The sequence below is a fragment of the Methyloversatilis sp. genome, assembly GCF_030696805.1.
Taxonomy (GTDB): Bacteria; Pseudomonadota; Gammaproteobacteria; order Burkholderiales; family Rhodocyclaceae; genus Methyloversatilis.
In genome coordinates this window covers 16,184-26,949 of sequence record NZ_JAUYRO010000050.1, presented here as the reverse complement: position 1 = coordinate 26,949, position 10,766 = coordinate 16,184, and the positions used below count along the sequence as shown (strand labels likewise).

Here is a 10,766-nt window from a genome sequence, read left to right as displayed (position 1 = left end):
GCCCCTGCAGGCGATTCCGGTCTCCGAGATGCGACGTCACGTGATCGACGTGCCGATCGCGGACAGGGTCCGCTCCTACAAACGGCAACACCATCGCGGTTTTCGTAGGAGCCGTCCCACGGTCGGCCCTGCATGGCCGACCGGCTCCACGGGCGGCGAGCCATGCTCGCCGAAACCCCCGTTCCGCCCCTGCAGGCGATTCCGGTCTCCGAGCTTACGAAATGTCTTCGTCTGGCGGCACCTCGGGCGACGCATCGGGCACGCGATATTCCTCGTTCGCCCAGGCGACGAAATCGGAGTTCTTGCAGCGCGGGCTGCAGAACGGCCGCGCCGGGTTCGTCGGCGCATAGACGGCTGGCTGGCCGCAGCGCGGACAGGTGACGATGCGACCGCCGGTGCCCGGAGTGCTCACAGGTTGCAGAAGGTCAGTTCGAAACCGACGTCGGTTTCGGTCACGCGCGGACGGGCGTGACCGCCGGGCGCGACGAAGCGGATGTTAAGCGCGTACTTGTTGGCACTGATTTCCGGCGTGACCGCTTCTTCCATCGACACGCGCAGACGCAGCATCTGGGCCGATTTGCCGCCCATCATCTGCTGGAATGCACCGCTGCCTGCAATGTGACGCTCCGGCCGGCCACTGGCGCGCAGCAGACGCAGCACGATGGTCAGGCCGTCGCGGATCGGCAGCATCGGCGTCAGCCAGCCGACCAGATCGGCCTGGCGCAGCGACGGATCTCGGTGACACCAGTAGTGATAGGACGGCAGGTCGAATTCGCACAGGCCGCCCGGAATCGCGGTGCGGCTCTTGATGCTCATCAGCCAGTCGTTCTCGCGCAGGTACTGGCCGATCTTGCCGGCCATCGACAGCAGCGCCGCACTGGCCTGTTCGATCTCATACAGTGCGCCGGACAGGGCTTCTTCGGAAATATCGGGGTTGTTGCGGAAGGACATCAGCGTCTGGCGCTGGCGCTCCAGTTCCTGCACCAGATCGACCTTCAGGTCGGCACGCGACGCAACTTCAAGAATCTCGAACAGGCCGACCAGTGCAACGTGATGTTCATGCGCGCCTTCGGCACGCATGAAATGCTGCGTGCGTTCGAACAGGTCCTCCAGGCGCAGCAGCGTGCGGATGCGCTCGTTCAGAGGATATTCGTATGTGATCACAGGGGCTTGTCCGGGACTTGTTCAAGCAAATTCTCATGATTCTGACGGAAAAGCCCCTGAGTCACAACGCCGACGCGGGTTTTTCACGTTCCGCCAGTGTCATGTAGCGCGCATGGAGCACATCGATCTGTGGCACCAGCGCAGCGCGCTCGCCCGCGTTGTCGATGACATCGTCGGCCACCGCAAGCCGCGCTTCGCGCGACGCCTGCGCGGCGATGATGCGGTCGATCTCGTCGGCCGGAAGGGCGCTGCGCGCGCGCACCCGCTCGCGCTGCAATTCGACCGGGCAATCGACTACCAGCACGCGGTCGCAGCGGGCGTTCCAGTCGCCCGATTCAATCAGCAACGGAACCGCCAGCACGACATAGGGCGCGGCGCTGGCGGCCACCGCGTCGCGCGCCCGGATGCGGATCAGCGGGTGCAGCAGGGCTTCAAGCCGGGAACGGGCCGCCGGTTCGGCGAACACGCGGGCACGCATGCGGGCGCGATCCAGCGCGCCGTCGGCAGTGATGAAGGCGTCGCCGAACGCCTCGCGCAACGGCGCGATTGCGTCACCGCGCGGTCCGGTGAGCTGATGTGCGATGGCGTCGGTGTCGACCAGCGCGGCACCGCGCTGCACGAACAGCTCGGCCACGGCCGACTTGCCGCTGCCGATGCCGCCGGTCAGCCCGACCACGAAGGTCATTGGCAGTCGGTCCGCTGGGTCGTCTCGTCGAGCGCCGGGAAGCTGTCGAACAAGGCAGCCAGCTCCGGTTCGCCGCCGCGCACTTCGACCCGGTAGCGGCCGGCACGGCCCTCGCGCGGCGCGATGCGCGCGCTGCGCACGCCCTGCCCGTTCAATGTGGCCAGCAATTCCTTCGCAGCCGCCTCGGTCTTGAACAGGCCGAGCGACACGGCCAGCTTCTGCGAATCGACCGGATCGGCCATGACGATCATTTCGCGTACGCCGAGCGCGCGCAGTTCGGCCTGCTTGCGCTCGGCGAGCTGGCGCGTCTGCATGTCGGGAATGTGCACCCACCAGGCAGTGGTTTCGGTCTGCTCGACATCCGACAACTGAAGCGCAAGCTGCTGCGCGCCGATGCGTGCGGTCAGTGCATCGACCTGTTCGCGCGACAGGCCGTCGAGCGCCCGACACACCGCCGGCGCATCGGTATCGGCCGCGATCGCAACTTCAACATCCGGCGAAGCCAGGGCCTCGGCGATCGGCGCCTCGCCCCCGGATGGCAGGATGCGGATGCTGTCAGGTTTCATCTGGCTGGCCATGCGCAGCGGTTCGCTGCCGTCGCCCTTGCCGGCGATCAGACCGGACACGAAGGGGTAGAGCGCAACGTTGAGCAGCAGCAGCAGGAAGAACACGAGGCGCATCGTCAATGTCCGTGGCGTGGCGCAATGCCGTCGAGAGGAGGTCTCATTCGAAAAATGTCATTCGCGAAACTTCATTCACAGGGCTTCATGTGCGGCATCGCGTTCCGGTCCGCATTTCATCACATCCGGGCCCTTGTCCGCAGCCGCCAGCCGGGCCAGCCCGTGCAGCACCAGATCGTCCACCCGCTGGTGGGCGCAGCGCAGTCGCGGCGCAATCGCCGATGCCGCGCCGCCGGACAGCAGCACGGTCGCCTGCGGACCCAGCTGTTCGCCGATGCGTTCGATCAGCGCGGCCTGTGCATCGGTGCATGCGTTGTGGATGGCATCGTCGGTGTTGCGCGGCCAGTCGGCTGCGTGACCGGCGGCGTGCGGCAAGTCCGCGGTATGGCGCGCCAGCGATTCGAGCATCAGTCGCAGGCCGGGCAGGATGTAGCCACCGATGAAGCGGTCGTCGGCGTCGAGTGCATCGATGGTGGTCGCGGTGCCCGCCGTGGCAACGACCAGCGGCCCGGCGTGCAGCGCACGGGCGCCGATCAGCGCAGCCCAGCGGTCGGCGCCCAGTCGTGCCGGCTGGTCATACAGATTCGCGATGCCGCAGGCCGAAGGCCCGGCGAACACGCGGTGCGCCGCACAGCCCGACGGCAGTGCGCGCCGGATGGCGGCGTCTACAGCGTCTCCCGCCACGCAGGTGTAGTGCGCGGCTGTCGCCACCTGCCACGCATGCGCCAGCGTCGCGACGTCGAACGTTGCGAGATCGACTGCGGAGACCGCGCCGGGGCGGCCGGCGTCGCTCCACGCCCACTTGATGCGGCTGTTGCCGGCGTCGATCAGCAGCTGCACGTCAGGGCGCCGACCGCAGCGACACGTCACCGGCGAGCACACGCTCGACCCGGCCGTCGCAGTCAAGCCGCAGCGCGCCGTCATGATCGGCACCCAGACAGCGTCCGCACAGTTGCGTTCCGTCGCCGGTCACCGTGACCACCCGGTCGGCATGCAGGTTGTAGCGGTTCCAGCGATCGACGAAAGGCGCGAATCCCTGCGCTGCGAACTGCGGCAGCATGCGGGCCAGCGCGTCGGCCAGGGCAGCCCCGACGTCCAGCCAGACTTCGCGGCCGGGCGCATCGGGACAGAGCGCCGCCGGTGCATGGGCGTAGTCGCCTGCCGGCGGCAGCGCGAGATTGATGCCGACGCCGATGACGGCGGTCGCGTCGCCGGCCGGCGGAGATGACAATTCGATCAGCACGCCCCCCAGCTTCCGGTCGGCCCGCATCAGGTCGTTCGGCCACTTGAGCGCGATATCCGTGATGCCGCGCTCGAGCAGCGCATCGGCCAGCACAACGCCAACCGCCAGGCTCAACCCGGACAGCGCGTCGGCACGCAGTGCAAAAGTGTGGCGCAGTGAAAAGGTGAGGCTGTCGCCCGGGCGGGCCGCCCATTCACGACCACGCCGCCCGCGGCCGGCGGTCTGTTCGAGCGCGAACAGCAACCGGCTACCGCGCCCTATCTGCGCGAGCAGCACGCTGTTGGTGCTGGTGCAGGCAGCGCACACCGCCATCGTCCAGTCTTCGGGAACGGCGCAGACGCGTTGGCGCAGCGCGTCGGCAAGGGCGGTGTCCGCAACGGCGGATTCGGCAAAGACAGTCATGCAGCGGATTGTAGCCGGGCGGCTGCATGCAGCCACCCGCATCGTGTGTCACGCGCCTTACTCGAGGTCGGTCTCGACTTCGCGCCCGCCTTCGATGTTCAGTTCCTGGATCTTGCGCGTGATCGTGTTGCGGCCGATGCCGAGCAACTGCGCGGATTCGATGCGCCGCCCGCCGGTGCTGGCCAGCGCACGCCGGATCAGCGTGCGTTCGAATTCCTGCACCAGATGATCGAACAGCGCCGGCTGCTTGAGCGCGATCAGGCGGTCGACTTCGGACGCCAGCGCGGCGCCCCAGTCGCCCGCCGCTTCGCGCGCCGGCTGGCTGCGCAGTTCGGCCGGCAGATCCTTCACGTCGACCACCTGCCCGGGCGCCATCACGGTCAGCCAGTGGCAGAGGTTTTCCAGCTGACGCACGTTGCCCGGAAATTCCAGCCCCTGCAGGTAGCGGGTCGCCGGCTCCGACAGGCGCTTGGCATCGACGCCCAGTTCCTGCGCACTCTTGGTCATGAAGTGCTGCGCCAGCAGCACGATGTCCTCGCGCCGCTCGCGCAGCGGCGGGATGCGCAGCCGGATCACGTTCAGCCGGTGAAACAGGTCTTCGCGGAACAGGCCCTGCTTCACCCGGTCTTCCAGATTCTGGTGGGTCGCGGCGATCACGCGCACGTTCGACTTGATCGGCGAGTGACCGCCGACCCGGTAGAAGTGGCCGTCGGACAGCACACGCAGCAGACGCGTCTGCAGCTCGGACGGCATGTCGCCGATTTCGTCGAGGAACAAGGTGCCGCCGTCGGCCTGTTCGAATCGGCCGCGGCGCATCGCGGTGGCGCCGGTGAAGGCGCCGCGCTCGTGGCCGAACAGTTCCGATTCGAGCAGATCGCGCGGGATGGCGGCGGTGTTGATCGCGATGAAAGGCGCGTCGCGGCGTGGGCTGTGGCGGTGCAGCGCGCGCGCCACCAGTTCCTTGCCGGTGCCGGATTCGCCGTTGATCAGTACGGTTGCGTGGCTCTGCGCCAGACGGCCGATGGCGCGGAACACGTCCTGCATCGATGCCGCCTTACCGAGGATTTCCGGTGCCATGTCGGCTTCGGCCGGCGCACTCGCCTGGTGCATGCTCTCTTCGATGGCCCGCCGCACCAGTTCGATCGCGTGATCGACGTCGAACGGTTTCGGCAGGTACTCGAACGCGCCGCCCTGGAAGGCGGCGACCGCGCTGTCGAGGTCCGAATAGGCGGTCATGATGATGACCGGCAGGCTTGGGTGGCGCGCCTTGACCTTTTCCAGCAGCGACAGGCCGGATTCGCCCGGCATGCGGATGTCGGACACCAGCACCTGCGGCTGGCCGCCGGCATCGAGCGCATCGAGCGCTTCCTGTGCGGTGGAAAAGGCGGAATACGGGATCGACTCGCGCGCCAGCGCCTTTTCGAGCACCCAGCGTATCGAGCGGTCATCATCGACTATCCAGACCGGATTCATGGTTTCTCCGAAGTGCCTTGCTTGAACGGCAGCAATATTGTGAAAACGGTGTAGCCCGGCCGGCTCTGCACCTCGATGGTGCCGTGGTGCTGATGCACGAAGCTCTGCGCCAGCGTGAGCCCGAGTCCGGTGCCGTCGTCGCGGCCGGACACGAGCGGATAGAAGATGCGGTCGAGGAGGTCTTCCGGAATGCCCGGGCCGTTGTCGATCACCTGCAATTCGAGTGCCAGCTTGTGCCGACGCTTCACCAGCGTCGCCTGACGGTGCGCCCGCGTGCGCAGCCGGATGCTGCCATGCCCCTTCAGCGCCTGCGCGGCGTTGCGCGCGATGTTCAGCACGACCTGGATCAGCTGTTCGCGATCGGCAGTCAGGTCAGGCAGGCTGGTGTCGTAGTCGCGCTCGACCTCAACGTCGGGAAACTCGGACGCGATCAACAGGCGGACGCGCTCGAGCACTTCGTGGATGCTCACCGTGGTGACCTGCATCGCGCGATGCGAATGCAGCAGACGGTTCATCAGGTCCTGCAGCCGGTCCGATTCGTTGATGATGACCTGCGTGTATTCACGCAGTTCGGGCCGGTCGAGTTCGCGTTCCAGCAGTTGTGCGGCACCACGGATGCCGCCGAGCGGATTCTTGATTTCGTGCGCGAGGTTGCGGATCAGCTCGCGGTTGGCCTGTTGCTGCTGCAACACCTGCTCTTCGCGGGCGATGCGCAGTTGCTGGTCGATCGGGCGGAATTCAAGCAGGACACGTGCATTGTCCGTATGCACCGGCGACACCGTGCAGTCGAGCTGCAGCGAACCGCCGATCTGCCGGTCCACCGACAGGTTGTGACCGGTGTAGCTCCAGTTGTTGGCAAGCGCATTGTCGAGCGCGGTATCGAGGCCATGCATCGGGCCGATCAGCCGATCGCAGTGCTTGCCGTGCAATTTGGCGAGGCTGGCGGCGAACAGGTTTTCGGCCGCCGGATTCAGGTAGACGATGTGCCGCTCGGCATCGAGCAGCGCCACTGCGCTGGCCAGCAGTTCCAGCCCGCTGAAGCGTTCGGACCATTCGCGGGATGGGTGGCGGGACGACCTGCCGGGCTTGGATGCAGTCATGACCGCAATCCACGCAAGAAGCGCGCCAGCATTGCCTGCCGATTCATCGGCAGGCCGGTGCGGGCCCTGCGGTCAGGGCAGCTTGGACAGCTCCTTGCGCAGCGCATCGACATTGCGTTCATGCAGAGCCACATTGTCCTTGAGCCCCTGTATCCGGTCGAGATACTTCTGATAGTTGCGCTCGTTGCCCAGACGCACCGCTTCACCTTCGGTCAGCGCCTTGCGCGCCTCTTCGAGACTGCCGGTTTCGGTCGCGAGCTCGGTTTCGAGGATGCGTCTGCGTTCGGAATCGCGCGCCTTCTGCTGATCGCCGCTGACGCTCGGGAAACCACCGCCCGCATTGGTGGCCGGCTTGGGAGTGGCAGCGGCCGGACCAGGCACCGAACTGACCGGCATGTCGCTGACCAGCACCTTGCATCCGCTGGCGCGCGATTTTTCGTTCGTGTAGGTGGTGTGGCCTTCGGCGTCGACGCACTTGTAGATTTCTGCCGTGGCGGGCGCTGCAACAAGCAGGCATGCCGCGGCAATCAGGATACGGTTCAGACCTTGTAGCATGTGGATTACCTGGGCGTTTCGGGTCAAAGCAGCGCGAGTGTAGGGCGCACACTTGCGCAGTGACAATGAAAAAGGACGGCTAATTGCCGTCCTTTTCCTCAACGCTTCACCTGCCGGGCGCGCTGACGCCACGCCGGCATGTGCTGATCGGTGGCGATCAGAGGCTGTAGTACATCTCGAACTCGACCGGGTGGGTCGTCATGCGGGTGCGATTCACTTCGGTCATCTTCAGCTCGATGTAGGCCGCGATGAAGTCTTCCGAGAACACGCCCCCCTTGGTCAGGAAGGCATGGTCAGCGGCGAGCGCATCGAGGGCTTCGTCGAGGCTGGCACACACGGTCGGGATCAGCTTGTCCTCTTCCGGCGGCAGGTCGTACAGGTTCTTGTCCGCCGGCTCACCCGGGTGGATCTTGTTCTGCACGCCATCCAGTCCCGCCATCATCAGCGCGGCGAAGCACAGGTACGGGTTGGCCAGCGGATCCGGGAAACGCGTTTCGATGCGGCGCGCCTTGTCCGACGCGACGTGCGGGATGCGGATCGAAGCCGAGCGGTTGCGGGCTGAGTAAGCCAGTTTGACCGGTGCTTCGTAATGCGGCACCAGACGCTTGTACGAATTCGTACCCGGGTTGGTGATTGCGTTCAGCGCCTTGGCATGCTTGATGATGCCGCCGATGTAGTACAGCGCGAATTCGGACAGGCCGGCGTAGCCGTTGCCGGCGAACAGATTTTTGCCGTCCTTCCAGATCGACTGGTGCACGTGCATGCCGGAGCCGTTATCGCCGACGATGGGCTTGGGCATGAAGGTCGCTGTCTTGCCGTAGCTGTGGGCGACGTTGTGCACGATGTACTTCAGGGTCTGCGTCCAGTCGGCGCGGCGCACCAGCGTGTTGAACCGGGTGCCGATCTCGTTCTGGCCGGCGGTCGCGACTTCATGGTGATGCACTTCAACCGGGATGCCGACGGCTTCCAGTGCCAGCACCATGGCGGCACGGATGTCATTGTGCGAATCGACCGGCGGAACAGGGAAGTAGCCGCCCTTGACGCCCGGACGGTGACCGGTATTGCCGCTTTCGAACTTCTCGCCCGACGACCAGGCAGCTTCTTCGGAAAAGATCTGCACGCGGCAGCCCGACATGTCGATGTTCCACTCGACGCTGTCGAAGATGAAGAATTCGGGTTCCGGGCCGAAGTAGGCGGTATCGCCCAGGCCGGACGACTTCAGGAAGGCTTCGGCGCGCTTGGCGATCGAGCGGGGATCGCGGTCGTAGCCCTTGCCGTCCGACGGCTCGACGACGTCACAGCTGATGACCAGCGTGGTTTCGTCGAAAAACGGGTCGATGAAGGCGGTTTCCGGATCCGGCATCAGCAGCATGTCGGAAGCCTGAATGCCCTTCCAGCCGGCAATCGACGAACCATCAAATGCGTGGCCTTCGGTGAACTTGTCGGCGTCAAATGCGCTGACGGGCACGCCCACGTGCTGTTCCTTGCCACGGGTGTCGGTGAAACGGAAATCAACGAACTTGACCTCCTTCTCCTTGATGATGTCGAGTACCTGCTTCGCGGTCGTCATGATTTCTCCTACGATGGATGTATGGATGTTGCTCGGTCGGCTTTGAACGGGGTAATTCCTGTTTTGGGCGAGTCTTGGGCTCGCCGCAACCGTTCAGTCGCGGCGGCTGTCGCAGCGCTGACTAAAGCAGATCGCGTGCCACGCACCGGATTTCGCCCCGGGATTGTGCCACAGCCGGCATTGACGGCGGCGCTGCGGCCAGCAGGCCCAAAAACTGCACCGATTTGATGCGCGGCCGTTTTCGTTCGCACCGGTTTGGTGCGGGCAGGCGTCGAGGGCGGCGGACGATATACTTCGATCACTTTTATTTGCCTGAACATCAGCCATGGCTACACTCGGACAGATTCTCGGTCTCGCACGGGAACGTGCGCAGCAGCTCCAACTGCCTTACGCCGGTGCGGTGACGCCGACCGAAGCCCATGAATTGCTCAGACTCGCGCCGGGCGCGCGCATCGTCGATGTGCGCACGGCGGCCGAGTGGCAGTGGGTCGGCGAGGTGCCGGATTCGGTACAGCTCGAATGGAACCAGTCATCGGGCCAGCGCAACCCGGATTTCGTCACCCAGCTCAAGCACCAGGTCGATCCCGAAGCACTGGTGATGTTCCTGTGCCGCAGCGGCGGGCGCTCGCACGGCGCTGCTTCGGCAGCGGCCGAGGCGGGTTACAGCAACGCATACAACGTCCTCGAAGGATTCGAGGGAGACCTGGACGCCAACGGCCATCGCAACACCGTGGGTGGCTGGCGCAAGGCCGGCCTGCCATGGAGCCAGACCTGAAGGACACCCGATGCAAGTCGCCAACATCACCTTTGACCGTTTCAACGCGCTGGCCGACGATCAGGCGCAGTCGCGCATCCTTGCGGCGCGCGAAAAGCTCGGCCAGCGTGCGGTCATCCTCGGTCACCACTACCAGCGGGCCGATGTCTATCGCCACGCCGATCTGACCGGCGATTCGCTGAAGCTGGCGCGCCTCGCCAGCCAGACCGACGCGGAATTCATCGTGTTCTGCGGCGTGCATTTCATGGCCGAGGTGGCCGACATCATGTCGCGCCCGGAACAGATCGCCATCCTGCCCGACCTGGCCGCCGGCTGTTCGATGGCCGACATGGCCAGCCTGGCAAAGGTGGAACGCTGCTGGCGCGAACTGCGCGACATGACCGGCGACCCGGATGCGCTCATCACGCCGGTCACCTACATCAACTCGGCAGCCGACCTGAAGGCCTTCTGCGGCGAACACGGCGGCATCGTGTGCACCTCGTCGAACGCCGCCAGCATTCTCGAATGGTCGCTGGCGCGACGCGAAAAGGTGCTGTTCTTCCCCGACCAGCACCTCGGACGCTGGACCGGCTACAAAATGGGCATACCGCTCGACGACATGGTGGTGTGGGACCCGGATCTGGAGAACGGCGGCCTGACCCGCGAGCAGGTGGCGAAGGCGAAAATCCTGCTGTGGAAGGGGCACTGTTCGGTGCACCAGATGTTCCAGCCGGCGCACATCCTGCGCTGGCGCAACCAGCATCCGGACGGCCTCGTCATTTCGCATCCGGAAAGTGCCCTAGAAGTGTGTCGGCAGTCGGACTATGTCGGTTCGACCGAATACATCCTGAAAACCGTCAAAGCCGGCGCGCCGGGCACAAAGTGGCTGGTGGGTACAGAGCTGAATCTGGTGAATCGCCTCGCCGAAGAGGTGAAGCACGAAGGCAAGACCGTTCAGTTCATGGCACCCACCGTGTGCATGTGCTCGACCATGCAGCGCATCGATCCGCAACATCTGGCCTGGTGCCTGGAGAACCTCGCCGAAGGTCAGGTGGTGAATCGAATCAGCGTGCCGGAACATGAAGCCGTGCCGGCCAAACTCGCGCTCGACCGCATGCTGGCCGCCTCGCCCTGAGGACG

At 65.4% G+C, this 10,766-nt stretch carries 12 protein-coding genes; 2 read left to right on the top strand and 10 right to left on the bottom strand.

What is annotated here, in order from left to right; all coding sequences use genetic code 11:
• Window positions 1–214 precede the first annotated feature (214 nt).
• The 10 genes from Q8R75_RS08635 to glnA form a co-directional block, all read right to left on the bottom strand.
• Entirely contained in the window at window positions 215–385 is a 171-nt protein-coding gene (locus Q8R75_RS08635; protein ID WP_305615130.1) for a DNA gyrase inhibitor YacG, read from the bottom strand.
• Between the two features lie 23 nt (window positions 386–408).
• The gene (zapD, locus tag Q8R75_RS08630) at window positions 409–1,164 is read right to left on the bottom strand and encodes a cell division protein ZapD (protein ID WP_257079411.1); all 756 of its coding nucleotides are present in this window, start codon (window positions 1,162–1,164) and stop codon (window positions 409–411) included.
• 61 nt (window positions 1,165–1,225) lie between these two features.
• Complete coding sequence (gene coaE, locus Q8R75_RS08625) at window positions 1,226–1,849, bottom strand: dephospho-CoA kinase (RefSeq protein WP_305615128.1); 624 nt, start codon at window positions 1,847–1,849, stop codon at window positions 1,226–1,228.
• The gene (locus tag Q8R75_RS08620; RefSeq protein ID WP_305615126.1) at window positions 1,846–2,529 is read right to left on the bottom strand and encodes an SPOR domain-containing protein; all 684 of its coding nucleotides are present in this window, start codon (window positions 2,527–2,529) and stop codon (window positions 1,846–1,848) included. The genes coaE and Q8R75_RS08620 overlap by 4 nt, the downstream gene beginning before the upstream one ends.
• A gap of 75 nt (window positions 2,530–2,604) precedes the next feature.
• Window positions 2,605–3,369: a type III pantothenate kinase gene (locus Q8R75_RS08615; protein ID WP_305615124.1), complete on the bottom strand. Its 765-nt coding sequence runs from the start codon at window positions 3,367–3,369 to the stop codon at window positions 2,605–2,607.
• 1 nt (window position 3,370) lies between these two features.
• Window positions 3,371–4,174, bottom strand: a complete 804-nt coding sequence (locus tag Q8R75_RS08610) for a biotin--[acetyl-CoA-carboxylase] ligase (RefSeq protein ID WP_305615122.1) — start codon at window positions 4,172–4,174, stop codon at window positions 3,371–3,373.
• Window positions 4,175–4,231: 57 nt separating this feature from the next.
• Window positions 4,232–5,647 carry a nitrogen regulation protein NR(I) gene (gene ntrC, locus Q8R75_RS08605; protein WP_069038158.1) on the bottom strand — a complete coding sequence of 472 codons (1,416 nt, stop codon included), beginning with the start codon at window positions 5,645–5,647 and terminating at the stop codon, window positions 4,232–4,234.
• Window positions 5,644–6,747, bottom strand: a complete 1,104-nt coding sequence (gene glnL / locus Q8R75_RS08600; RefSeq protein ID WP_305615119.1) for a nitrogen regulation protein NR(II) — start codon at window positions 6,745–6,747, stop codon at window positions 5,644–5,646. Before glnL ends, ntrC begins: the two co-directional genes overlap by 4 nt.
• A gap of 72 nt (window positions 6,748–6,819) precedes the next feature.
• Entirely contained in the window at window positions 6,820–7,302 is a 483-nt protein-coding gene (locus Q8R75_RS08595) for a DUF4124 domain-containing protein (RefSeq protein WP_305615117.1), read from the bottom strand.
• Between the two features lie 157 nt (window positions 7,303–7,459).
• Window positions 7,460–8,872 (bottom strand): type I glutamate--ammonia ligase, encoded by a 1,413-nt coding sequence (glnA, locus tag Q8R75_RS08590; protein ID WP_305615115.1) that lies wholly within the window; start codon window positions 8,870–8,872, stop codon window positions 7,460–7,462.
• Between the two features lie 325 nt (window positions 8,873–9,197).
• Between glnA and Q8R75_RS08585 the strand changes: the two genes are divergently transcribed.
• Complete coding sequence (locus Q8R75_RS08585; RefSeq protein ID WP_305615113.1) at window positions 9,198–9,647, top strand: rhodanese-like domain-containing protein; 450 nt, start codon at window positions 9,198–9,200, stop codon at window positions 9,645–9,647.
• A gap of 10 nt (window positions 9,648–9,657) precedes the next feature.
• Window positions 9,658–10,761, top strand: a complete 1,104-nt coding sequence (gene nadA, locus Q8R75_RS08580; protein ID WP_069038163.1) for a quinolinate synthase NadA — start codon at window positions 9,658–9,660, stop codon at window positions 10,759–10,761.
• Window positions 10,762–10,766 lie beyond the last annotated feature (5 nt).

What these genes read in the sequence shown, in the direction of transcription:
- ntrC (WP_069038158.1), bottom strand. Translation starts at nt 5,647, where the DNA reads ATGAATCCGGTCTGGATAGTCGATGATGACCGCTCGATACGCTGGGTG.
- Q8R75_RS08610 (WP_305615122.1), bottom strand. Translation starts at nt 4,174, where the DNA reads ATGACTGTCTTTGCCGAATCCGCCGTTGCGGACACCGCCCTTGCCGAC.
- Q8R75_RS08585 (WP_305615113.1), top strand. Translation starts at nt 9,198, where the DNA reads ATGGCTACACTCGGACAGATTCTCGGTCTCGCACGGGAACGTGCGCAG.
- glnA (WP_305615115.1), bottom strand. Translation starts at nt 8,872, where the DNA reads ATGACGACCGCGAAGCAGGTACTCGACATCATCAAGGAGAAGGAGGTC.
- coaE (WP_305615128.1), bottom strand. Translation starts at nt 1,849, where the DNA reads ATGACCTTCGTGGTCGGGCTGACCGGCGGCATCGGCAGCGGCAAGTCG.
- nadA (WP_069038163.1), top strand. Translation starts at nt 9,658, where the DNA reads ATGCAAGTCGCCAACATCACCTTTGACCGTTTCAACGCGCTGGCCGAC.
- glnL (WP_305615119.1), bottom strand. Translation starts at nt 6,747, where the DNA reads ATGACTGCATCCAAGCCCGGCAGGTCGTCCCGCCACCCATCCCGCGAA.
- Q8R75_RS08620 (WP_305615126.1), bottom strand. Translation starts at nt 2,529, where the DNA reads ATGCGCCTCGTGTTCTTCCTGCTGCTGCTGCTCAACGTTGCGCTCTAC.
- Q8R75_RS08595 (WP_305615117.1), bottom strand. Translation starts at nt 7,302, where the DNA reads ATGCTACAAGGTCTGAACCGTATCCTGATTGCCGCGGCATGCCTGCTT.